Source organism: Bacillus mycoides (genome assembly GCF_001757995.1).
GTDB classification, from domain to species: Bacteria; Bacillota; Bacilli; order Bacillales; family Bacillaceae_G; genus Bacillus_A; species Bacillus_A mycoides_B.
The window spans coordinates 1-25,335 of sequence record NZ_LXLV01000062.1; the positions used below are offsets into that span (position 1 = coordinate 1).

General features: G+C 32.6%; 25 protein-coding genes. 1 reads left to right on the top strand and 24 read right to left on the bottom strand.

Translation table 11 applies throughout. From position 1 onward, the window contains the following. Positions 1–249: 249 nt before the first annotated feature. Together BWGOE10_RS18400 and BWGOE10_RS18405 are read right to left on the bottom strand one after the other, a co-directional pair. Positions 250–489, bottom strand: a complete 240-nt coding sequence (locus BWGOE10_RS18400; RefSeq protein ID WP_001139098.1) for a DUF896 domain-containing protein — start codon at positions 487–489, stop codon at positions 250–252. 45 nt (positions 490–534) lie between these two features. Beyond that, positions 535–1,191: a recombinase family protein gene (locus BWGOE10_RS18405; RefSeq protein ID WP_070144430.1), complete on the bottom strand. Its 657-nt coding sequence runs from the start codon at positions 1,189–1,191 to the stop codon at positions 535–537. A gap of 141 nt (positions 1,192–1,332) precedes the next feature. Here BWGOE10_RS18405 and lexA point away from each other — a divergent pair, with 141 nt between their 5' ends. Then, complete coding sequence (lexA, locus tag BWGOE10_RS18410; RefSeq protein WP_070144431.1) at positions 1,333–1,953, top strand: transcriptional repressor LexA; 621 nt, start codon at positions 1,333–1,335, stop codon at positions 1,951–1,953. Between the two features lie 103 nt (positions 1,954–2,056). Here lexA and BWGOE10_RS18415 read toward each other — a convergent pair whose 3' ends face one another. From BWGOE10_RS18415 to BWGOE10_RS18510, 22 genes are all read right to left on the bottom strand, one after another. Continuing rightward, complete coding sequence (locus BWGOE10_RS18415; protein WP_070144432.1) at positions 2,057–2,860, bottom strand: DUF4097 family beta strand repeat-containing protein; 804 nt, start codon at positions 2,858–2,860, stop codon at positions 2,057–2,059. Next, complete coding sequence (locus BWGOE10_RS18420) at positions 2,861–3,403, bottom strand: DUF1700 domain-containing protein (RefSeq protein ID WP_070144433.1); 543 nt, start codon at positions 3,401–3,403, stop codon at positions 2,861–2,863. Then, positions 3,396–3,719 (bottom strand): PadR family transcriptional regulator, encoded by a 324-nt coding sequence (locus BWGOE10_RS18425; protein WP_070144434.1) that lies wholly within the window; start codon positions 3,717–3,719, stop codon positions 3,396–3,398. The genes BWGOE10_RS18420 and BWGOE10_RS18425 overlap by 8 nt, the downstream gene beginning before the upstream one ends. Before the next feature lie 228 nt (positions 3,720–3,947). Then, positions 3,948–5,747: an ABC transporter ATP-binding protein gene (locus BWGOE10_RS18430; protein WP_070144435.1), complete on the bottom strand. Its 1,800-nt coding sequence runs from the start codon at positions 5,745–5,747 to the stop codon at positions 3,948–3,950. Positions 5,748–5,758: 11 nt separating this feature from the next. Continuing rightward, positions 5,759–6,946 (bottom strand): nucleotidyltransferase family protein, encoded by a 1,188-nt coding sequence (locus BWGOE10_RS18435; protein WP_070144436.1) that lies wholly within the window; start codon positions 6,944–6,946, stop codon positions 5,759–5,761. A 1-nt stretch (position 6,947) separates the two neighbouring features. Next, entirely contained in the window at positions 6,948–7,421 is a 474-nt protein-coding gene (locus BWGOE10_RS18440) for a lasso peptide biosynthesis B2 protein (protein WP_070144437.1), read from the bottom strand. Between the two features lie 36 nt (positions 7,422–7,457). After that, entirely contained in the window at positions 7,458–7,766 is a 309-nt protein-coding gene (locus tag BWGOE10_RS18445) for a lasso peptide biosynthesis PqqD family chaperone (protein WP_002111222.1), read from the bottom strand. Further along, entirely contained in the window at positions 7,729–8,700 is a 972-nt protein-coding gene (locus BWGOE10_RS18450) for an HPr kinase/phosphorylase (protein WP_070144438.1), read from the bottom strand. Before BWGOE10_RS18450 ends, BWGOE10_RS18445 begins: the two co-directional genes overlap by 38 nt. Positions 8,701–8,776: 76 nt before the next feature. After that, complete coding sequence (locus BWGOE10_RS32445) at positions 8,777–8,902, bottom strand: paeninodin family lasso peptide (RefSeq protein WP_000712621.1); 126 nt, start codon at positions 8,900–8,902, stop codon at positions 8,777–8,779. Positions 8,903–8,917: 15 nt separating this feature from the next. Next, positions 8,918–10,855 (bottom strand): lasso peptide isopeptide bond-forming cyclase, encoded by a 1,938-nt coding sequence (locus BWGOE10_RS18455; protein WP_070144439.1) that lies wholly within the window; start codon positions 10,853–10,855, stop codon positions 8,918–8,920. Between the two features lie 292 nt (positions 10,856–11,147). Further along, a complete protein-coding gene (locus BWGOE10_RS18460; RefSeq protein WP_070144440.1) occupies positions 11,148–12,311 on the bottom strand; it encodes an aminotransferase class I/II-fold pyridoxal phosphate-dependent enzyme in 1,164 nt (387 codons plus the stop codon). A gap of 30 nt (positions 12,312–12,341) precedes the next feature. Continuing rightward, complete coding sequence (locus tag BWGOE10_RS18465; protein ID WP_070144441.1) at positions 12,342–13,037, bottom strand: HAD family hydrolase; 696 nt, start codon at positions 13,035–13,037, stop codon at positions 12,342–12,344. A 1-nt stretch (position 13,038) separates the two neighbouring features. Then, positions 13,039–14,016, bottom strand: coding sequence for an ATP-grasp domain-containing protein (locus tag BWGOE10_RS18470; protein ID WP_070144442.1), 978 nt, complete (start codon positions 14,014–14,016; stop codon positions 13,039–13,041). Next, complete coding sequence (locus BWGOE10_RS18475; RefSeq protein WP_070144443.1) at positions 14,003–14,608, bottom strand: sugar transferase; 606 nt, start codon at positions 14,606–14,608, stop codon at positions 14,003–14,005. Before BWGOE10_RS18475 ends, BWGOE10_RS18470 begins: the two co-directional genes overlap by 14 nt. Before the next feature lie 541 nt (positions 14,609–15,149). Then, positions 15,150–17,582: a right-handed parallel beta-helix repeat-containing protein gene (locus tag BWGOE10_RS18480; protein WP_070144444.1), complete on the bottom strand. Its 2,433-nt coding sequence runs from the start codon at positions 17,580–17,582 to the stop codon at positions 15,150–15,152. A gap of 244 nt (positions 17,583–17,826) precedes the next feature. Further along, positions 17,827–19,380: a lipopolysaccharide biosynthesis protein gene (locus tag BWGOE10_RS18485; RefSeq protein ID WP_070144445.1), complete on the bottom strand. Its 1,554-nt coding sequence runs from the start codon at positions 19,378–19,380 to the stop codon at positions 17,827–17,829. Positions 19,381–19,501: 121 nt separating this feature from the next. Continuing rightward, the gene (locus tag BWGOE10_RS33535) at positions 19,502–19,825 is read right to left on the bottom strand and encodes a hypothetical protein (RefSeq protein ID WP_236735991.1); all 324 of its coding nucleotides are present in this window, start codon (positions 19,823–19,825) and stop codon (positions 19,502–19,504) included. A 105-nt stretch (positions 19,826–19,930) separates the two neighbouring features. Continuing rightward, positions 19,931–20,434: a glycosyltransferase family 2 protein gene (locus BWGOE10_RS33540; RefSeq protein WP_236735992.1), complete on the bottom strand. Its 504-nt coding sequence runs from the start codon at positions 20,432–20,434 to the stop codon at positions 19,931–19,933. Continuing rightward, positions 20,431–21,627 carry a glycoside hydrolase family 88 protein gene (locus BWGOE10_RS18495; protein ID WP_070144446.1) on the bottom strand — a complete coding sequence of 399 codons (1,197 nt, stop codon included), beginning with the start codon at positions 21,625–21,627 and terminating at the stop codon, positions 20,431–20,433. Before BWGOE10_RS18495 ends, BWGOE10_RS33540 begins: the two co-directional genes overlap by 4 nt. Before the next feature lie 131 nt (positions 21,628–21,758). Then, positions 21,759–22,952, bottom strand: a complete 1,194-nt coding sequence (locus tag BWGOE10_RS18500; RefSeq protein ID WP_070144447.1) for a glycosyltransferase — start codon at positions 22,950–22,952, stop codon at positions 21,759–21,761. Between the two features lie 12 nt (positions 22,953–22,964). Beyond that, the gene (locus tag BWGOE10_RS18505) at positions 22,965–24,155 is read right to left on the bottom strand and encodes a glycosyltransferase (protein ID WP_070144448.1); all 1,191 of its coding nucleotides are present in this window, start codon (positions 24,153–24,155) and stop codon (positions 22,965–22,967) included. 13 nt (positions 24,156–24,168) lie between these two features. Then, positions 24,169–25,329: a polysaccharide pyruvyl transferase family protein gene (locus tag BWGOE10_RS18510; protein WP_070144449.1), complete on the bottom strand. Its 1,161-nt coding sequence runs from the start codon at positions 25,327–25,329 to the stop codon at positions 24,169–24,171. Positions 25,330–25,335: the final 6 nt, after the last annotated feature.

Here is a 25,335-nt window from a genome sequence, read left to right on the forward strand (position 1 = left end):
ATTTATCTGAATAAGTTTGAAATTTATCCCCTTTTTTAACCATAATAAAATCCCCTCCAAGTAAAAGTGTAACATCCATGTGTATTCATGGTCTTTTTACACTGTCTACCTTAAGGGGATAATATCAATTGATATGTCTAAATTCACCACTCACTATGTATTGAAACGATTGAAGTAGCATTACAACTGGAAAGCTATTACTCACGTATCTTTCTATTAATATCAAAAAAGACGGGCTATGCCCATCTTTTAATTTAATTTTGCATTATCTTGCTTTTTTAAAGCTTTTAATTTCGTCGGTGTAACATCCGTGCCTTCTTCGTTAACGACTTTAATTCCTTTTAATTCGTTTAACATATTTTGACGAAATCCTTTTAAATATTGTTCACGTAGCGATTGGCGCTCACGTTGTTCTTCTTCAGTTAAGCCTTCAGCTTTTGCTTTTTTCGCTAAGAAGTTAATGCGTTCAATGAGTTCGTGACTTGGCATCTCGAATCCCCCTTCTACTCAAAACTGATTATTATCATACAATAGTTAGTCCTCTTTATCAAGCAATTGCTTTGTATATTCTACATATCTTCGATGTACAGTTGCTTTTGAAACATCATGACCAAAACCACGAAGTGTTGCTGCAATTTCTTCAAAAGTTAATTCATTCCGGCGTAAACGTACAATTTCCTCAATTGGCACTTCTTTTTTCTCACGTCCTATACTTAAATGACGATTTTTCAAATTATTCTCCGGACGAAATCCTTTCTCTACCGCCCTTTGCATGCCACGTTTAATTTTTAAATTATGGATCTTTCTTTGATACTCTTCAACGATCCCAATTATATTTAGCACCATCGAATCTGAATCTGAAAGCTGTAATTCACCACTATGCGTGTGCGTATAAACTTTTATCCCCTCTTTATGTAAACAATGCATTAATGCAATCTTTGCATTCCCTCTACCAAGACGCGTTTCATCTTGTATAAGTAGTACATCAACTTGTCCATCTCGAATTGCATCTAGCATTTCTAATATGCCATCACGTTCAATTGTATAACCGCTAGCCTGCTCCTCAATTACCTTTGTAACATCCATTTGATAGCGCTCAGCTAAATGCAATAATTCATCTTTTTGACGCAATAATGATGTTTCCTGTTCTTCTTTTGTTGTACTCACACGTGCATAAATAATTGCATTCATTTTGAACCCCTCTTTCTCACTATATTTTCCTTATAGTGTATCATAAATTCGCCTTTCGTTCGAACTTATGTTTGTAGAATGTTTTTTCGCATGTTATACTTAATAATAAGAAAAATGAAAGAAAACGAGGTGTTAGAAAACATGGAAAAGTTAACGAAACGCCAGCAAGACATTCTCGACTTTATTAAGCTAAAAGTACAAGAAAAAGGATATCCACCTTCCGTACGTGAAATCGGTCAAGCAGTCGGCCTCGCTTCTAGTTCTACAGTGCACGGACATTTGTCACGACTAGAAGAAAAAGGATATATTCGACGCGATCCAACAAAACCACGCGCAATTGAAATTTTAGGTGACAACCGAATGGAAACAGAAACACAATCTATTATTCAAGTTCCAATCGTCGGAAAAGTTACTGCCGGTTTACCGATTACAGCAGTCGAAAGTGTAGAAGATCACTTCCCACTTCCAGCTAGTATCGTTTCTGGAGCAGATCAAGTGTTTATGTTACGCATTTCTGGAGATAGCATGATTGAAGCTGGTATCTTTGATGGTGATTTAGTTGTTGTTCGCCAACAACAGTCTGCATACAACGGTGAAATTGTAGTTGCTTTAACAGAAGATAACGAAGCAACTGTTAAACGTTTCTACAAAGAAAAAGATCATTTCCGTCTACAACCGGAAAACTCTTCACTAGAACCTATTATTTTAAAACAAGTGTCAGTTATTGGAAAAGTAATTGGCGTATATCGTGATTTACATTAAAAATAATAAAAAGAAGATAATTCCCTTATTTATATAGGGAATTATCTTCTTTTTATATTTTGATAGATTTCCGTTCATTCAAAAGAATTTATTTCATTAATTATTAACGCGTTTCAATAGTAACATCTCCAGCAGCAGTTTTACCGCTAATCTTTTTACTACCATTACCAATCGTTATATTTTTATTTGCTTCATTAAAAATTGTCACGTCTCCAGCAGCGGTTTGCCCAATTATAACTGCATCTTGTGGTTTTTCCAATAAAGTAATATCTACATCTCCAGCAGTTGAACTTGCCTCTAAATCATATTTAGAATCATGATCAATAATATCTATATCCCCACTAGCCGTTTTTGCTGTTGCTTTCCCTATTACTTTTTTAAAATTCACTTCACCAGCTTTTGTAGAACCCTCCACACTCTTTGCTGTTACATGTTTCAAATCCACTTCTCCGGCAAGTGTTTCAACACTTACGCGGTCACTTTTCACATTACTTATTTCTATTTGTCCAGCGGATGAATTTACTTTTATCTCTTGATAAGAACGTTCAGGTACTAATATAGTCAATGTAGGTGTTTGAAATCCGAAATTGTAAAATGAAAAATCAAATGAAACACCTTTTTCTATTTCCCCTATGACTTTTAATGTATCACCATCTTCAGCAATACGAATCTCCTGTTTACTTACGTCTCCTGTTTGCTTTACATAAAAAGAGGAATCAGGAGATTTTTGGACAACAATATCTCCAGCATCTAATTTAACTTTTACATTTTTTAGCGTTTCGTTTTTAATTACGTCCTCTTTATCTCCTTTTTCTGCAGTTTGTACTGCTTTTTCATATGTTTGCGAAATCCCTATTACTCCAATAATGATACAAGCGATAGCTACTAATAATATCTTTTTCATCATCTACTCCCCTTTTATCATTTTGAAGTTCCATACTACATAGCGTACACATAATCTTTTAAACCACCTCGTACTATAATAAGCTACAATACATAACAACAAACCTACTCCAACAAACGTTATACTAACGAAAAGATCCAACCATATAAAAGTGCCCATAAATACTTTTATAATAACGAAAAATGGTGTCACTACACTAGCAATCCCACCGACCCAAAAAGAAAATATAAAACCGATAATTGCAACTAACGGGCCTAACACAATAATAAAATTAAACAAACTAAGTCCAATCGCTGCCATGACAGCTCTTGTTATATTCGAAGTCGATGGATCCTTTTTCATCTCATCAAAGCGATACAAAGCAAGCAAATCTTTCGCAATTACTTTCGGAAAGCCAAGTCCCTTTATTATTTCTGATTCAGTTTTCCCCTCTTCTATCCCAAACTGAAAGTGCTCTTCATAATCAAATAAAATATCTTGTCGCTCTTCTTCTGGTAACTTTCTAAGATGACTTGATAATTCTTTAAGAAACTGCTCTTTACTCATCCCATTCCACCCCTTCAATAATTTCTTGAACACCTTTAGCAAAATCACGCCACTCTGTTACTAATAACGTAAGTTGCATCTCTCCTTGCTCTGTTAGTTGGTAATATTTACGGGGCGGTCCTTCCGTGGATTCTTTTAAATACGTTTGAAAATATCCATCTTTCGTTAAACGGCGTAATAACGGATATACAGAACCTTCCGATATTAAAAATTTATTAGAGATTTGCTGAACAAGTTCATATCCATAACAATCCTTACGTTTTACAAGTGCCAATACACACAGTTCTAACACACCTTTTTTAAATTGAACATTCAAGGACAATCCCCCTTTCTTATTTTAGTACTGTTTAATACACGGTACCTGTTTTATCCATAATATACCACTCGGTACTATTTATTGCAAGGTACTAAACTATATTTATTCCCAAAATTTAGAAACCGCACAAATAAAAGCCCTAATAAGATCCTGTTGTAGCTGATCATTATTCGGGCTTTTATTCAATTCGAATTACATTCATACACGATTTCATTCACTCTTGCTCCTCTAAGAACCAACTTCCATTTGTGAGCCCAATAAATTTCGAAACACACCTTTTCTCTCCTTAGCCAATTGATTAAATTCACCTTTTTGAACAATTTCCCCTTTTCCTAAAACAATAACTTGATCTGCATTGCGGATCGTAGATAACCGATGCGCAATAACAACAATAGTCATCGTTCCTTTCAATCTTTCTATCGCTGATTGGATCTTTACTTCATTTTCAGTATCTAATGCACTCGTAGCTTCATCTAATACTAAAATGGATGGTTGTCTTAAAATAGCTCGAGCTAGTACAAGTCGTTGACGTTCACCACCTGAAAGTCTCACTCCACGATCTCCAATGAGAGTATCAAGCCCTTTTGGAAGCATTCGTACAAATTCAGCTGCCGCCGCAAAATCTAATGCAGTCCAAATTTGTTCTTCGCTCGCATTCGGCTCAATCATCAATAAATTTTCTCTTATGCTTGCATTAAATAAAAAAGGATCTTGTGGCACATAACTAATAGCCCGTCTCAATGACAATAAATTTTCACTTGTAAGAGGAGTTCCATCTATTAATACTTGACCTTTCTCTGGCTGAATCAATCCCATTAAAACATCGATTAATGTACTCTTTCCAGCTCCCGAATGTCCCACAATAGCCGTCATACTATTGATTGGTATTTTCATATTAATATTTTTAAGTGCATACAAATGCTCCTTCTTATTATACCGAAAATAAATATCCTTACATTCAATACCCTGTTCTATACAAATCGGCTTTATATGTTTTTGCTGATGTATATCCTGCATTTCAATCGCTTCATTACATTCCCCTTGTAATTCCCATAATGACTTAAAAGCAGGAATGCTTGCAGCAAGCTGTTCTAAATTAGACTGAATTGTCATAAATCGTGGCCATAGTCTCGAAAAGATGAGTATGATTAATAGTAATTGGGCCGGTTGAGCTTTAAATATACTTACTGATAATAATATAAAAAATGCAATTAAAATAGCCATTGAAACTTTATAAAACAATTGAGAGTTCGACCTTATTCTCATATACTCCATTTGTTCATTACTCATCTTTTCTGTTATAGATTGTAACCAATCTAAACGTGATGCTTCCAAAGTATTACTCTTTATATCTTTAATTCCATTAAAATGATCTGTTATACCAGAAAGATAGCTTTGTGCTAATTTTGAGGTCTTACCGCCTAGTATTCGTGCTTTTTTTATAAAAACACGAGAAGCTACCAAGAATAATAAGCCAAAGACCAAAACAAATATAGTTATTTGGGGAGATAATAAAAACGCAATCCCCACCTGTATGAATGTAAACAGAATAGCAGCTAACAATTGTAAAATTAAATTAACCCCATAACTTACGCGAGCTAATTCTGTAGTTAATATATTTATTAGATTTGTTTTCCTTTTCTCTAAAAAAAAACTCCACTTCGCTTTTAGAATCATACTATATGTTTCTATTCTTAATTCTCGTACAAAAGCTTGTTGCGTTCTCGCATCCCTTAGCGCTATGTTTCTTTGTAGTAGATTTTGACCTAACACTATTAGTATATATATACCTAAAATAGAAATTAGACTTATTGTTTTAGGGAAATCCTGTAAAATTCTATAGACAGGTGCAATAAAAGCAGTCTCCTCACCTACATTGATTATTCCAGTCATACTTATCATAGGAATTAATAAAATAATACCTATCCCTTCAAGTAAACTTATTAAAACCATACCAAACAAATTCACATACAGAATTTTCCCTGCAGAAGAATATAATTTCTTCATAAAATATATAATATGATTCATCGATGTTCCCCCTATAACAAAGCAAGCTCCTTTGTTTTCCTCCAAAGACATAGAAACGGACGTAAAGGAAAATATAAAAAATGAAGCGATTTAGGTAACGGTAATGTTTTTGCATCAATTGGATAAGGATAAAGTTGGCTCAAAATAAATATAATTTTTTGCTGATTAGACATCAGTGAAAATAAATGTCTACTATGATAAGCAAGTACTTCTTCAGGAACAGGTTCAGAATGCAAGTTTATCATTTTCTTGAAATAAAACAGTGCTTCTTGTGCTAGCTGCTTCGAATGTTTTTTAGCTACTAATTCCGTCATTCTTTCATTTAGTCGTGTACCTAGCAATTGTGATGCCAAAATTAATGCTTGTCCTCCTAAATGAAGTATTTGGTATTTTCTCATTAATTTATGAATCTCATTCCAGTTAAGATCTTGATTGACAATTTTTTTTATGTCTACTAACCAACGTAACCTGGACCAACCATGTCTGGCACCATGAGATACAAGAAATAAAAATAAGTCTTCCTTTCCTAACATATATACCGAATTACTCGTAAGTGTACTTTTTCTCTTTCGCTTCCAAAGCTCTTCAAACCCAGGTTCCTTACCCGGTCCGGGATTTAACCTCCAATGAATTTCAAGTTTGATCCGCCTTGTTGGATGGAAAAATGTTATATGGTGATGCCTCCATTTCCAATCACTTAATATCGTTTGAATATAATCATCTTTCACATATCCTTGCTCTAAAAGTAGTTTTTCTACTTTTTCTAAATTTTGAATAGGAATGAGAACGTCCAAATCGCAGGATGTTCGCAAAGAAATATCTCCATATAAGTCCTGAGATAGTACAGGCCCTTTTAGAAACATCGTACGAATCCCATTTTCATTAAAAAGTTTATTTATTCGTTCCATTTCAGCACTTAAATAAAGCATTTGAAATGTATTATTTTTATATTTTCTATTTAAAGTTTGTACAACATGTGAAGGAATTCGTTCCTCATCTACCTGTTTAAGTTTTTGATAAATCACCGGATAAACACGATGATGCATAGCTTGCTCAAGAAAAACCTCCCAATCAATATCTGCAAACCATTCCCTACTGTAAGTTTGCAGTGTTTCGTCATCTTGTAACTTCAAAATTGCAAAAAGAAATTTCAATTCCTTAGACATGAACTCTACATCAAGATCAAAATCATTCCTCATTTTATTCTCCTTTAATAGTGTCCTCACTTAACCTCTTTGCAAATGATCCAACGACAGTAAACTTCTCCATCCCCTCTGATCCAGTAACATAAAAAGAACCGCTACGTAACCATGCATGCGCAATTAATTCCCCATTATTATCCTTAGCGGTTCCTAAATAAAGAGTACTATCAATATGACGTTTTTCGAGCATTTTCATCCCAGCTATAGCTTTAACAAGGCACTGACTTTCCCAAAAAGTATAACGACTCATAACAGAAATAGCTTCGGACACCTTATTTAGTGTATCCCAGTTTGGCTGAATGTGAGTAAATGATGTTTCGTTCATGTAATCTCCTAAAGAAGGTGCAACTTTGGAAAATGTACTACTTTTTAGTACACGTGCCCACCCTAAGAAAATAAAAGCCTCAAAAAGTAAAAATTTTGTTTTTGTGTTCAATGATAAAAATATCCTTAACCTTTTCACAATATTCATTAATCCCTCCCTAACAATTCTCTTAAAGTTATGAATCTACTTATTAGGGTGGTCTTTTATTTGAATTAAACCTTCTTGAAACAAACACTCTAAAAAGGAAAGAACTTGCTCTTCACAATCTTTTCGTTCAATATCATAGTTAGATACTAACATAGTAACAAGCTGATTAATTATTATCGGCTTTTCAATAAGCTCCCATATTTCTCCGCCTATTTCACCTAAGTTATAATAATTTCCTTTTTGGACATTTAACATAACTTTTTCTCCATCCATATCGCTTACTATATTACCTTCACTCTGTACAACATTATGTTCTAATGATATTTTTCTCGAATGAACAACCATCAGCCATACTCCCTTTCTGTATAGTATTTAAAATAACTTGCACAAGCTCATGAGCTGTAAATCTCGAAGCCGGGCGTCTTAATTGAAACATTTCCATTCCACTTGCAATATTAGATGAAGTTTCAAAATGCCATTCCATCAATCCTAATTTAGAAATCAAAGAATTCCTAAAAGTATGTTGGTATAATTTACACAAGCGTGTGAGACCTTCAATACGGGTCATCTCAATATCTTCTCCCTGCGTTTTTACTAATTCAATAACACCAGCAAGAGGTAATGGATCGGGAAAAAATTGAGAATTAACAGGAACAGCATACTTCGTTTCCCTTTCAAATAAAGGGCTAAATTGCGCTACTTCCATTCCTAACTCATTTATGCTCTCTTGCCATAATTTTTGTTGTGCGTAAGAAGGATGAACTATTGCAGTATTTTTATTCAAAAGAGACACAGCAACTACATCATCACTTAAAAGCTGATGTCCTTTATTCAAAAAAGCCGAGGCTAACGTTGATTTTCCAGCTCCTGAATCACCAATCAATGCATATGCTTTTCCATCTATGGCAATTACACTCCCATGCAATGGGAGTGTTTTACGTTGCATTAAAAGCGCCCCCATACAAGTTCCCAGAATATATAGGCGAATTTTATCTTCTTCTGCGTCTGCCATAGGTGAAAAGGTGATTTTCTCGCCGGCTTGTATAGAAAATATTGCAGTTTGAGGAACATGAAACATAACTACATCATCCTCCACTACAATTGTTTTTTTCTTTTCTGCGCTATATTTACGCCACTGTTCTGACAAATCCGTTATTTCAACTTGAACATCTGCCATCTCTTTTTTTTCATTCAGCTGAGACAATTCGGGTAATGGAATTTCACTTACTATTTTTAACCCGAAGGCTTGATATAACACATTCCCCATAGAATCAAACATCCTATCCCCCACATTGTCAATTTTTTGAAAGCTCTTATATAATAAAGCTATATAAGAGCTTTATTTTTCCAATAACTTAACTGTACTTCACTGGGTCATCTGGGTCAGGTTGAACAGCATCTGGATATTTATGCCCAGGCCCAGCCATAGTCATATTAATATTAAGTACTTCTAATACAGGTTGTTTCCATTCCTTTTTCATACGTATCACCTCCTTTCATATTGCTTTTTTTATAAATCGATAGAAGATTAAGCTGCGCATTAAAACTCTAAAATCTAAATCAAATGCATATTCTGGTCGAGGTTCTTTACAAATTTTTGAGATAGCTTTCTTAATTACCTCTACATTTAGAAATTCAGAGATTACTGGGTCTACACTAAGTTCTTCAACTTCCTCAATAAATTCATTCCAAAAAGGAGCCATACGATAAACACCATCTGCACCTTGAATACCTCGAACCCGTTGATTCAATCGTACTTTATCAGGAAGGAAGTTCTTTGTGGCTCTCCGAATCAGGGCTCGATCTAAACCATTTTGAACATACTGTTCTTCTGGGACTGACAAACAAAATTGAATCAATCGTAAGTCATTTGTGGGATCACGATCCCATAAGGCATAACGTAATGATAATTTCGTTTCATACGTGCCATTTATGCTCCAATAATATGGTTTTTCAAACTGTTCTCTTTTCATGTCATATGCATTAGAAATAGAGGTGCCTGTTATATCTATTTCTTGTTCTCTAAGTCTGTCAAAAACATTCATTTCCCTTGCAAATTCCGGATTAATTATTGCGGAATTTGCATCTTGTTTTCCTGAAAAAAGTAACTGATGCAAAAATGGAAATGCCTTTCGTCTTACCACTTCAAAAACACGTGATTTTTTTACTCCTATATTTCTACTATATAAATATAGTTCACGATAAAAACGAATCCAATGTAGCTTTTTCAATAACATTGCCTGGTAATCTAACATAGGCCCCCACGATACTGTCCAATTACCTCTTTGACCACTAAGAAGTACTCCTATTCCATGCTGAGATGCTTTTTCATAAACTCCACTCAACCAAAAAGTATTCTCAAAAAATTTATATGGCATCTCCATTGTTTCCAGCCAATCATCAATTTCCGATAGTGGGCTTCTCTCTGGCAATTCTAAATAATAATCCTGTATATTCCCTACATGCTCTACAGTCGATTGAATAAATGGCCTTTCATCAGCCATTCTACCTTTGTGTGTCCAATCTTCAAATCCTGTTACAGGGACATAACTAAACGTATGTAACTTTTTATTTTCAGCACGTAAATCCTTTGCAGCGAAGCTAACGACAGACCCTGAGTCTAGCCCTCCGCTCAAATGAGCTCCTACTTGGTGATGTGTTCGTAAACGTGCCTTCACTGCACTTTGATACACCTCTCGAAACGCCTCTTCATACTCTTCATTTGATTTTAAATTAAGCATTTTCCCAGCAGTTGGTGTATAGTATCGCGAAAACTTCACTTTGCCTTCCTTTACCAAAATAGTGTGTGATGGAGGCACCTGTTCTATATATTTATAAACTGTTAACTGTGGATCTACTGATTCGAAATTTACAGGTATAGCTAAAAATTCAGCAAGCCACTGCTCATTCAATTTTTTATCAACATATGGTAGAGTAAATAACGGATTTATAATAGTGCAAAAAGCAAACTTTTCCTCACCACGATAAAAATAAAGTGTCCGGCTTCCCGAAAAATCTCTAGCACCAAAAAGAATTTGTTTTTTCTCATCCCAAATCATAAAGGCAAAATCGCCTATCAAATATTTTGGAGCCGATTCCCCCCATTTTTGATAAGAGAGTAAAATTAATTCACTATCTGTCATATTCTTTCTATCCGCATAATCTACTTGTAATTTTTCAAATAACTCATGACGATTATCAATAATAGCATCTGCTGTAATTGCCAGTTGCTTTTCATAATTATAGAAGGGTAATTGTTCACCAACTGACTCTGGTGTAATCCATTGTGCGTGACATCCTAGGAAAGCATTTTCTTTGTGCCATATTTGAATATCATCAGCAGGGTACTTTTGTAAATCACTCATTAATCGTGTGCCATGTTCAATTGATACAGGTTCATTAGTAAAGTGAATAATACCAGTTATAGCGCTCATTTCTTCCTCCTAATATATGAAAAGTTACTACAAATACTATTTATATATTAAATTCGTTAAACATACCCCTTTATCATTCTTTTTAACGAACAAAATTATTTGTTTTATTACTTTCTCAATTACATGCTTTAATTTACTTACAGACTAAGATATAAATATTTAAAACCTATAATCATCCCTTTTTTATATCAATTGAAACTGAATGTTCCCAAACAATCCCCTTTAAAATTCACTATAAAGAACAAATAGTGGTACATATACAAATCTAATTCCAATTTTACTTACTTTTCTTTTAATTCTTCCATTCTACTGCTTTTAAAATGCTTTGAATTACCCTTTGTTGATCTTCAGCTAACATATTAGATCCTGAAGGCAAACAAATTCCACTTTGAAATAAGGAATGCGACACATCTTCATTTTTACTATGCGGATAATACTTCTTCTCTTTAAAGAGCGACTGCATATGAAGTGGCTTCCACATAGGACGCGCTTCAATATTCTCTTCTGCTAAAGTTCTCAACAATTTCCCAATAGAGATCCCGGATTCCTTTTCATCAATTGTCAATGTAGTAAGCCAACGATTAGAGCGAGTATTTTCTAATTCAGGCATAAAATAAAATCCTGGCATGTGAGATAGCGCTTCGTAATACCGTTTATATATAAATCTTCTAGCTCTCACCCTATCTTCTAACACTTCTAATTGTCCTCTACCAATACCAGCTAAAATATTACTCATTCGATAATTATATCCTATCTCACTATGCTCATAATGTGGAGCTGGATCCTTTGCTTGTGTCGCTAAAAACCTCGCTCTTTCTAATGCTTCTACATCATTAGAAACTAGCATTCCACCACCTGAAGTTGTAATAATTTTATTTCCATTAAATGAATAAACACCAAATTTCCCGAATGTACCGCTTGCTTTTCCTTTATATGTAGATCCAAGAGATTCTGCTGCATCCTCAACTATAGGAACATTATATTGATTACAAAGTGAAAGAATTTCATCTAGTTTAGCACTCTGACCATATAAATGAACAAGAATGATAGCCTTTGGTAATTTCCCCACTTTATTAGCTTCATACAATGCATGTGCCAATGCATTCGGTGACATATTCCATGTTTCCGGCTCTGAGTCAATAAATACTGGTTCAGCTCCCAAATAAACAATCGGATTCGCACTCGCTACAAAAGTAAAACTTGAACAAAATACTCTATCTCCCTTTTGAACATTTAATAATTGCAAAGCTAAATGAATAGCAGCAGTACCCGAACTAACTGCAGCCCCGCCCTTAACCCCTACAAAAGATGCAAGTTCTCTTTCAAATCCATCAACATTCGGGCCAAGAGGAGCAATCCAGTTGGTATCGAATGCATTTTGAATATATTTTTGTTCATTCCCACTCATGTGCGGAGAGGAAAGGTAAATTCGCTTTTTATGCTGAACTGTGTGCATGTAAACACATCCTTTATACATATTTAAATACTATGTATCTAAAAACATATGCTTTAATACAGATATATCAGATAATCTCCTTAAATTATCAATTGTATAATGTGCTTTATAAGCTTGCTCAACTATAAGATTATGATAAATTCCATCTTCTCTATTAATATGGATCGTTAACCATTTCAATTTCTTGGCCGTTATAAAATCCTTACTTAAATTATCTCCTATATAGACACATTGCTGATGAGGCACCTGTAATTCCTTACTTATTTTTTCATAAGGAATTTTGCTTGGCTTCCAACATTCTTTTCCAAGCTTATCAGTGAGAATTATTGAATGAACTCTCTCTTTTAAATTTAATGCATTTATTTTTCTTTCTTGAGCAACTAAATATCCATCTGAAATAAGTCCTATTTTAACGGTATTAACTAAATTATTTAGTACCCAATCCGCTTCCTCCAATAATTGAATATCTGGTTTATGGAACCTATACTGTTCTATCAAATTACTAATCAATTTTTCATCATAATCAATGTCTAACTTTTCAAGTGTTTTATTAAACACAAACTTTCTTTCGCCTGAATTGAATAATCGAATTGCGATATTATAAAAACCAATTTTCCCATAGTTCTCTTTAATCCAATCATCCACTGCTTTAAAACCACTTACGACATAATCTTTCTCTTTATATAAAGTATCATCCATGTCAAAAACAATTGCTTGAATCACCATATTAAACAATCTCCATAAAAACCGCTTCATCATATCTAAGCATTGTTAAATTTTCTCTCCAATTAAAGTCCTTATCTATAAAGACTTCCCCCTGACACATTTTAATTGTCCAAAGTGGAAAATTCGCTCCTGCTTCTATTGATAGTGGTATTCCTCCTCCAAAACGAGGGTTTATTTCAATAAACGTAATTTGTCCATGCTCCTTTTTAAAACATTGTAAAGTAATACACCCAATAGGATTAGGAAGAGCTTTTATTACAGTTTCTGCTGCTTGGATGATATCAAAATCCTTCTTGGTCATACCTTTACTTACCTCACCTGCTCGTGTCTCTATACGCAATCTAGGAACGATCGTTTTTATATTCCCATAGAAATCTACCATGACATCTATAGTGTATTCTTCTCCTGAAACGTACTCTTGTATCATAGCGTTAGGTATATAATCCTTAAAAAACTCCAATTCCTTTTCATTCATTATTTTTGTTACACCTTTACTAGAACTGCCATCATAAGGTTTAATTAATAGTGGAAATTGATATTCTTTTCTTTCAATCTCTTCATCACTAAATACTCTAGGCGTTGGTATATTATTAGATACAAAAAAGTTATACGTGTATTTTTTGTTATTAGCTATTTTATTTAATTCCATACTAGAAACTAGTACTTTTACACCGATACCTTCAAAAATCTTTGCATTATTAGCCAAAAGCATTAATTCCGTATCAATTAACGGAATTATTAGATTTATCATTTCAGATCTACATATTTTTAATAATTCATTTATGTATCCTTCTTCATTTACATGTGGAACAATAAAATGCTTATCGCTAAAGTAAATAGTAGGTGCAGTTTCTTTCAAATCTGCAGTAATGACCTTGCCTTTGATTCCTTCTTGTTTAAGTGCTTCCTTAAATTTTTCAATTAAGGCGACCCTCCTACCTGAGCTATTAAACAAAATATTCATTTTATTCTCCCCCATGCTCGATTCCTCCCTTAAAAACTGGCATAGTCACATGATTATCATTTGTTATCCCTTCCGACTTTAAAACCTTACTAAAAGTTAGATATAAAATTTTTAAGTCTAAAAGAAAACTTTGATTCTCAACATACCATACATCTAATTTAAATTTCTCATCCCATGAGATACTATTTCTTCCATTAATTTGTGCCCACCCAGTGATTCCGGGTCTTACATTATGCCTTTTAGATTGTTCTTTCGAATATAAAGGTAAATATTCCATTAATAATGGCCGCGGGCCTACTAAACTTAATTGACCTTTTAGCACATTTACTAATTGAGGTAATTCATCTAAACTATATTTCCTAAGAAATTCCCCAAATTTAGTTAATCTAGCGTGATCAGATAGCAGTTCATTGTTACTATCTCTAGCATCAGTCATCGTACGAAACTTGTAAAGATAAAAAGGCTGTCCATGTACACCTGGACGTTGTTGTTTAAACAATATAGGTGAACCTAGTTTCACTCTAACTATGCAAGCTACTAAAAGAATAATGAGAGAACTACACAATAATAATGTCAACGAAATAAACACATCAAAGAATCGCTTCATTCAGAATCATACCCCTAACTAAATTTTTCACAAATGTCTTTTCACAGATACATAGTACGAAAAACTTTCGTTATACATTCCTATCATTTCACAATTAACCGTAGAAACAATCACTAATATTTCGATTTACTTTTTAAAATTTATAACTTACTTTGGTTATTATTGAATTTCTTCTATTAAATGATTTAATTCTACATTTTTCATTCTTGCCCTCTTTTGTATATATGCATAGGTTTCATCGGAAAAGTTCATTTTATTCAGCCTTACAACCACTAGATATACTAAAACTCCCTAGCTTTTTCTATTTTTATGCGCCCAATTATTGTCAAGTGTATATAAATCATAAAATATTTCTTCACATGTTATTAAATCATCATTCTTAACTCTGAAATGTGTAATAAAAAAGTCACTATACTGCGAAACGCATAGTGACTTTTCTTTCAACCCTTAATATAATTTGTATACATCACTGATCGTGATAACTACTCCTTTATATTGACGCTTAAATACCACAACAGAAAAAACACCTCACAACAATCAATTAAACTATTGTAATATCCGTATTTTCTATCATCCGTACGCCATCTCGTGCAGCAATTGTAACACCATTAAGGATACATTTCGCTATTGTCATAAGATTCGGTGTAGTTAACCAGTACAAGCTGATTTTACTATCTTCCAAATAACTAGTGAGAAGAACAGCCGATTTAAGACTACTAGCCGATTTTCCAATACTCGATTTAGAAAAAGTGCTATTAGTCATGACAACATTCCCTTCAAAGTTAACATCCACATTTTCAAATAAACACTGACCGGCGTTTATTCGTCTTGTATACTTTACGTCGTTAGAACCGAAAGTTATATCTCCACCCATTCTCTTCGCTTTCGCTTTTGTAAATTTCCCACTACTTATATTGCAGCACTCTAAATTTGCCGCTCCCTCTATAACAGTTAATCCTTCCACTGTTATAGGTCTTCCTGCATAATTAGCTGGTGGTCTAATATCCACATCATAGTTCTTAACTGTGATATTTTTAGCAACTCCTCCTGCCATAAATAATGTAAAACCAACATCAACTGTAGTATTTACTCGCCAATCTCTTTCAACCAAAATATTCGATAGATAGCATCTCCCATAATTATATCGACTGATATTAAATCCTGGTTCCCCTACATCTGTAATAACGACAGGTGCCCCTCCCTCTTTTTCAGATACTTGAAAGCTTGTATCTGTTCTATTTACAACATAATATAGTTTATTTACATCAATTCCTGCAGGGACTTTGCCAATCCATTGTTCAAAGCATACTTTTGCCGTATTTCCCATTTCATGTGGTTTGTTATAAGTAAACGTACTAGTAACAGCGTTTACTGTAGGAGTTCCAAAATAGCCATAATTTCCAGATACTGAGAATGTCCCTGTTTTTATTTGCACATTTTGTACAAATGCTCCTTCAACATCTATTAAATTACAATTACCATTAGTAAAAGTAGCCCCATTAACAAAATGATCTCCTTTGGCTATCAATGAACAGTTAATAAACGTATTAGCAAGATATTTTATTCCCATTGTTTTAGGATCAGAACTAATATTCCCAACATTATAACCCTCAAATACGTTATTTTCTACAATTACGTAATTCCCATCTGAGTTTACAAAATGACCACGTTCATTTTGGTAGACATGATTATTAAAAATATACAATCTAAAATTCACTTCCAGTCCATCTCGACTATAATAAGGATACTTATAGGGAATGTTACTTTCACCTACCATAGATTCAATATCTATTCCAAACATTGGAGCAATCCCATTTCGAAAATCTGATGTATTTCCATCATCAGACTTTCCAATATGATGTATTTCATTCTCAAAAACATACGTATCATTTGAAGCGCCTAGAGTGATACCTTGTCTTCTACAATGGTGTATATTACAACGATAAATGTAAATATGAGAACCCATTTCTTCTTGAGTATATTCAGCCGGATTTAACCTATATTGCAACCAACCTGTAGAAATAGCGTCACCAGTGCACTCCCTTATTTCCACATTGTTTATCTCAACATTGTTAGAACCAAGTATTTCTATCCCTTGTCCCCACTCATGGGTATAGTGTTGACTATCTACTTTCGCATTAATTTGTGCAATTTGCGTATCGGTTAAAGGAGTCGCAGTAATATCAATAACGAAAATCATCTTATTACATTTTTCTATTGACTCGAACCACCCTCTACCCGTTGGAGCTGCTGGAGCAAATTGCCCATTTGTCCTAAATCCAACTAGTGTGTTGCTAGAAACTGTATCCTTATATTGATAAAAACTATATCCGGTAGTAGTTACCCCTGGAATAGCCCATAACCTGAAAACTTTTAAAAGTCCCGGATTTTCATATTTATCCACTACTTCACTTCGAATAAAATTAGGGTTTGTATTTAATGAACCATCATTATTTACGCCACCTCTCGTAAACTTTACTCCTAATTCGTAAAGATGTGTTTTTTTATCTCCAACAATTCTTCCACCGGTAATTTTCACATTCCTTAGGCCTTTGACTTCAAATATTCGATACCAAGGTGATGTGTTAGTCTCCAATTCTAACTTGCATCCATCTGCCATTTCAAAATGCATATCACTTTTCATGATAATACATGAAAATGATGTATTATCCATCTTCAACTTATATGTGCCACTAGGTAATACGATATGATTACACCCTTGAGATTTCGCCCAAACCAACGCATTATTGATCCCCTTAGTAGTGTTAAAAGAATCAGTTCCATCATTTTTAACATTCCATCTATTTAACTCTATTACATATGAATTTGGAGTATTTGCTGCAAACAAAAATGCGGGGGATTTTGGAATCCACCTTGATTTTATACTATCATAAGTCAGCACATCATTATTAGAAGGTAGTTTACTTGTTAAATCTAAATCATCGATATCCCCCAGATTAGCTCTGATAGCCATCGTAAAATTACACCTCTTTACTATTTTTAATATATACTATGTAATAAAAGATGGATTAGCTTGGATATACATACAGATGAAGTACACATTTACTCGAAAACAATACCTTCTAAAATAGAAAGCTCTATCTAGCACTTCAGCTAAATAAATAATTCAAAAAAATATTACAAAAATTAACTACACTAATTACTTACTGCAACTCTTTTTGTAATTATTACACTCAAATGGACAGATGACTCTTTATTCAACCTACATTTCTAACCTTCTTATTTATCTTTAATTTCACAAGTAGCATTCTTGTAATACTCTTAACAATTCCAAGTAAATATTTGAATTCATCTGTTTTATAGAAAATAATTACATACACTAAATTTGGGATAACAAAACATACCATTCCCTTTAATATGAGACTAACCATATCACCTACTAGAATAAAACTGCACACAAAATATGTTAGAAAATACGTCCCTATTCCTATTGTGATAAAATAAAAATATTTTACAAAATAACTCCCAACAGACTTATGAAATACCTTTTTATACACTAAATACGGAGTGGTCCAAAACGGAACGGCTAGTACACTCACAAACGTTCCAATAAAAACACCTACCATTCCAATATATTGAACCAATATAATAGAAACAATAAGATTCACAGCAGCTTGACATAAAGGAGCATACCTATCTTCATGAAAGATTCCGGATGCTGTTTTCACCGTAGTTATAGAATTTCTCATTCCTCTTTCATAAAAAATAACCATTAATACGATCAGTATCTCTTTACTCACTAAAAACCTTGAACCTAGCCATATGGTAATAAAAGGATCTATCATAATATATAAAGCTATAGTAAAAAATGAATATAACCAAAAATTAAGCAACCTATACACCTTATATATACTATAAACTTTCTCTTTACTTTCATTTGCTATTAGATTTCCTACACTATGATAAATGTTATTAAAAATTTGATTAATAAACGTCCTACAAATCTCAATTAGCATATTATAATTAGAATATAATCCAACTGCTGCAACACTAATAAATGAAGAAATTATAATATTATCAGTACCAAGTACTAAATAACTACCTATATTTTGCAATACAATAGCTTTGACATTTTTAGTAATATTACTTTTTGTTTCACTATCTAACTTACTAGATACTTTATTCTTCAAAAATGGATACATTTTATTTGCTACATTTGATAAAATAATAGTAGTAGTAAGAGTAATAATACCATCTATAACTAGGTATAAAATATAGTTTTGTGTATAATTTAATACCCCTATTTTAAGGCAAGTGGATAAAATCGATGATATTGAATATACTCCTGTTACTACATAGCCCTTTTGACATACATTTAAAAAAGAATTTTTGTGAACAAATAAATATGTTGAAACTGTATTAAATAAGAATATAAAATAAATCAAATGAATATCCTCAACACTTGAATCTTTAATAAAATATTCAAGAAAAGGCATAAGAGACAATCCTAGAAATAATATAGTTAATGCTATGACTATATATGCGTTTCTGTAAAATTTCATCAACACATTAATTTTTTTTTGATTATTTTCTGCTACCGGCTTATACAGACTGTACATAATACTAGCACCCAGTCCCGCCTCTGCTAACGATAACATCGCTAATATATTCGTGAGTAACCCGTTTATCCCCAAATACTCAATGCCTAAACTATTAATAAATACCGTTCTTGAAATAAAACTTAGTGCTGTAATAATAAGCTGATTTGCCAAACCTGCCGATATATTAATGATCGAATTTTTTGTTCTCATCTTCTCTCCACTCTTTTGGATTTGATAATATTTATAAACTATCTAATTCCATTTTCAAAAGTAGTATATTCAATGTTATTTATTAACCGTATTACAACACTATAAATATAGCCAAAAAACTCTATTTCATTTTAAACATTAAAAGTTTCTCGAATTTAATTAAATACATAGCTACTATTAATATAGCTGGTTTGAGATCTAAACATTTGGCAGCTTGTCCCAAGCCTACATTAGGTTTAACGAAATCATAATATAAATTATAATAAGCTAATCTCGCTTTTAAATTGCAGTTATAAAATTTGATTTGCTGTTTTATATAGTATGCTGTACCTTTTGGATTTTCAGAAAAAAGGTTTTTCATGTTTTTAGTTAAACCGTCATCAAGGTACTCACACATATATATGGTTTTATTGAACCATCTTATTTTATAACCATCAGCAGCCATTCTATTCCACACTGTAGCTTCTGTAATAAATTTCTCTTCCTTAAATTCATGAAACTTATATTTCTTTAGTATTTTAGTATTTTAGTATTTTAGTATTTTAGTATTTTAGTATTTTAGTATTTTAGTATAAAAAACTTCTGCTTTATCTCCGGTTATATTATATTTTGTACGCTCAAGATATGTCGCATCCGTGCATTCTCCTTCAAATGTTGTTCCTAAAAATTTTCTATCACTACTTCCTTTATTACCGGAAACACCACAAAAATTCTTCTTATTTTCTAAACCACCTTCCCAATTTGTTATACTTTCTAAAGCATTTTTTGTGAGATAATCATCAGAATCGACAATGAAGAACAATTCCCCTTTAGCTAAATACATAGCTTTATTAATCGCTCTATGTTTTCCACCATTTTCGACTTTATAATACCTTATAGAAAATACGTTCTTCTCTAATACCCATGAATTAAATAGTTCTTCTGTATTATCGTTTGAGCCATCATCAATTACTAGCCATTCAAAATCTATATATGTTTGTTTTTGTAATGATCTATATAACTTTTCTATAGTATATGCCCTATTGAACGTTGGAGTGAACACCGTTATTCTCATTTAGAATCATCCTTTTTATTTAGATATGCATTAGTCAATCTAATGCACAAACCTTGAGTAAATGGCAATACATTAAATACCATAGAATACACCCCTATATCTTTTGTATCCCCTTGAGAAAAATCAATTGCACCATCTCTCCTTGTCACCCTCATTAAATAACTCATAGCCCTATCCGTACTCTCTAATCCCCTCTTCGAAATCCCCTCTATTTTTGAAGATTTAAACATAAACCACCCTAACATGGCTGTAGTAGAAGAATCTGGTCTACTCTCACTTCGAGTTACAGTCCAATTCCAGCTTCCATTAGCTTGCTGCAAATCCATAACTGTTACTGCAAACCTTTTGATACTCTTCTCTAACGCAAGTTTATACTCATTATTATGTGGTAATTCATCCCAAGCATCTATAAGACCTATAGCAAACCAACCAAGTCCCCTTCCCCATCCAGGTAATCCAAGAGGTACTTGATTCTCTATCTTGTACACATGATATGGTATATAATGTGTATCCAACATTCCATATTTCTCATATTTTTCAATTTGCTTCACCGCTAAATCTATACACTGATCTTTCTTATATCTAATGCCATAACAAACTAAAAAGGGGCATATAAACCCTATCGTATCCACATACCTATAACTTTCCATAAACCTCCTATATTCTACTGTACCTTCTTCTCCTATATGACTCTTAATAATCTCCCACGTATAATCGAATGCGCTTTTGTATTTATCTACATCTATAAAATCTAACTTCATGATGGAGTATGCAAGTATAGCTCCATCTACATATTTAGGTTTTTCTAACCATTGACCATTACTATCAAACTTCAAGTCTAAAAAATCTACTATTTTATTTTTAGTTACATCATCGTCATTGCTATTTTTTAAATATTCAGACAAACCTAACACTAAAGATGCTTCTTGCCAATTCTGTATAGTACTGTTTGTATAATTCCCTTTCAACATATCTATTACAACTAATCTTGTATTATCTGTTACCTTTATTTTAGGAGCGTTTAGTAACCATCTTGATCCTTTTTTAGTTATAGCTTTATCCCAAATAAATTTATTTTCGAATCTACCTATGTGAATTCTCAATACCCAATCTTTAATTATAGGCACTAAGTCTATCATAATAACAATTAAAATAATGAAAACCATAATATAACTCAAACTTTGAAATATCATCACTGTATAACCCTCTCTGCACTAAAATAAATTAAATATTCATTCAACATATCCGACATAGTATTCATTTTTTTGGTATCTCGATACATATTTCCCACATGATACCCTCAACAATTGTCCGAATATTGTATTTAATTATTTATTAATTCATACAGATAATGGACTTCATTTTCTGTTCCTAATTCTTCTTTCATAAGATTATCAATAAACTTATTTCTTAATTTTTCTTCCGTTATTAACAGTTCAAGAGAGTTCGCCACTGATAGCGGATTCATTTCCGCAATTATCCCATTAATATTATTTTTTATATGATCATTAGCTGTTTCAAAATTAGTAATTAGTATTGGCTTTGCTAGTATTTTAGCTTCATCTATTGCAATAGATTTACCTTCACATCTCGATGTTTGTATATATATATCCGATTGTTTTATATATGGATATGGATTTGTTTTTAGCCCTAATAACTTGACTCTGTCTTCTAGCTTCCTTTCCCTTATACACTTTTCTAATGTATCTCTTACATTTCCTTCTCCTATTAAATACCATTTAATATTATGTCCTCTTTTAACAAGTATATCGACTGCTTCCAAGGAAATATCTAATCCCTTTTCTTTCGCCAACCTACCTACAGAAATTAACGACATACTTCTGTCGTCCTCTTCTTTCAAAACTACTTTCCCTAATGACATTTTCTGTATCATTTTTGAAGAAACTATATTGTGTATACACATAATTTTTTCTTCAAACTCTGGAAAATTCCTCTTTAAAATATTTACTAACTCTTCTGATACAGTAACAATATAATCTAACTTTCCAAAATAATATTTCTCTGCCCTATAATCAATCCCTAACTTATTATAATCAGTGTGTATCCAACCTATCTTTTGTTTTGCTTTAACCTTATCTACACAAAAATATACAGGGTTTTTTTCTAGAAACCCTATAGCTACATCATACTCATTTTTTATTTCGTCAATTGATCTTGACATATGTCTCCATAGCTTTTGTTCAATAATTGCTCCATTCGTTTCTGTTTTAGCCAAATAACCCAATATCCCTCTAGAAAAAGCTGTTCTGAAATCCCCTTTATTAATTAATTCCGCTAAAGACTGAGTTATAGACATGTCAAAATATTTATAATTTACAGGTTCCGGTAATAAATTAATTTCTTTAGGTAGTTTATTTATAAATATTCCCGCATGCTTAAATAAAAATAAGTCTACATTATATTTTGAATAATCGATAATTTCTAACAAAGAAATAAGAGCCTTTTCAGCCCCACCACAATTTAAATTATTCATTACAAATAGTATATTTTTTTTCATCGGCTTCACCTGTTAAAAGATTTCATATAGCTTGTATATTTCTTCTTCAGTCCCCAACTTCTCTTGAGATAGATTATTTACCAACTTATCCTTCAATTCTATATCTTGTATGAGTTTTTCAATTCCTTCTGTGATATTTTTTGAATTCCCCCCAACAATAAGACCGTTTATACCATTCTCAATTTGATCTTTTGCGGTACTAAAATCAGTAACAAGTATAGGTTTATTCAATATTTTAGCTTCATCAATCGCTATTGATTTACCTTCAAACCTTGATGTTTGCACATAAATATCTGCCTGTTTTATATATGGATATGGATTGGATTTTAACCCCAATAATTTCACATTTTTCTCTAATCTATTTACTTTTATTAAACGTTCCAGTTTTACCCTCTCTTCTCCCTCACCTATAATATTCCATTCTACTTTATACCCTTTATCTATCAACTCCTTGCAGGATTCTATAGCCATCTCAAATCCTTTTTGATAGTGTAACCTACCTATTGAAAGGATAATAAATTTATTATCTTCCCTATTATAAACATCATTTTTTTCTATATTAACCATTTCACGTATCGTTGTTGGTGATACAATATTATGAATAACCCTTATTTCATCTTTTTTATTAGGGAATATACTTGTTAGAATATTAGCGCATTCTTCCGATACAGTGACTATGTTATCAAGTTTTCTAAAATATAATGCATCAAAATTCGGATCCATTCCTAATTCATTATAGTCAATGTGTACCCACCCTATTTTTTTGTGCGCCTTTACCTTATCTACACAAAAATATGTAGAGGTTTTCTCTAAAAATCCTATTGCAACATCATACTGTTTTTCAAGTATGTTGAAAGAATTTGAAATATGTTTCCAATTATATTGTTCTTTTCTTGATATATTTTCAACAATCAAATTCTTTATAGAGAACAACATTCTGTTATATGCTAATGATATCTCTTTTTTTATTACTAATTCTTTTATAGATTGAAACAAAGGTAAAGTGAATATCCGGTATCTCTCTGGTATAGTTAAAATGCTTACCTCTTTGGGCACAAATTCCATAAATAAACCTTCATGATGAAACAAAAATAAATCTACATTATATAAGTGATAATCTATGTTAGATAGTAAATTTACAAGACTCTTTTCTCCACCACCAGCTGACAAACTTGGCATAATAAATAATAGATTTTTTTTCATATTACACCTCAAACTAATCAACTAATTCATATAGATACTCTACAGATCTATATGACATTTTTTTTATTTTAGGAATAGACAGCTTTAATTGTCGTCTCAATTCTTCTTCCTCCTGCACCATTTCATCAAATTTAGATTTTAACCTACCACTATTAGATATCTCTTCTATACCTAACACTAATTTTTCTTCTCCAAATAAGTCTTTAGCAATCCCTTTCGATTTTACACTGTACCCCAACACCATAGTTGGAACACAATTTGAATAAGCGGCTATCGTTGCGTGTGTTCTAGCTCCTATAAAAAAACGCATCCTAGCTATATACCCCTTATATTGCATTGCGTTTAAAGTATCTGGTAATAAAATTACCCTGCCTGTGTTCTTAAATTCTTCATAATATTTATATAAAACTTCATAATCATTATTTCCGTCCTGTATAACATGGGGAGTAAGTGCGATTGTTAAATCTGTAGTATTGAGTATATAGTGAATTTGGTCCCTTACAGCGACTTGAGAAAGCTTGTTTTTCTCCCATATAAGTGGACTAAAATTAATTCCTATCGTATTCCCCTCTAGCCAACCTTCAGGTAAATCTAATTCCTCTTTTTCCATCGTGAATGCAGGGTCAGCACACAATTTGACATTATTAAGTCCCTTACTTTTCAACATATTGTAAGTCAATGTTTCACGCGCTAGTATTAAGTCAAATTGTTTTAAATCTTCTAGTTTTCTTTTTGACATATCCTCCTCTCCTATAGAACATCCCCACAATACTAGCTTTTTCCCCTGCGCTTTTACTCTATTATCAACCTCGTACCATCCAGGTTGCTCTCCATAACAATAGTTATCACCACCTATAGATAAACAGACATCCATATCAGCTATATTCTTTATTATATTATGTTGAATTTTCCCTAACGCATAAGATTCATCATTAAAAAATTTCACTTTCAATGAAGATAGTAACCAATCATAAGAATATTTTTTTATATTACAACTAGATCCATCATATATACCATCTAACTCATTAATTACCCTATCTGTTTCGGGGCGATCTGATACTAAGTATACTTTCGCTTCACATATTTTTTCTTTTATAATATTTGTCGAGGATCGGACTATAGCTTCACACCCTCTATTTAAACTACCACCATGAGCAAACATCATAATCTTCACTCTGGA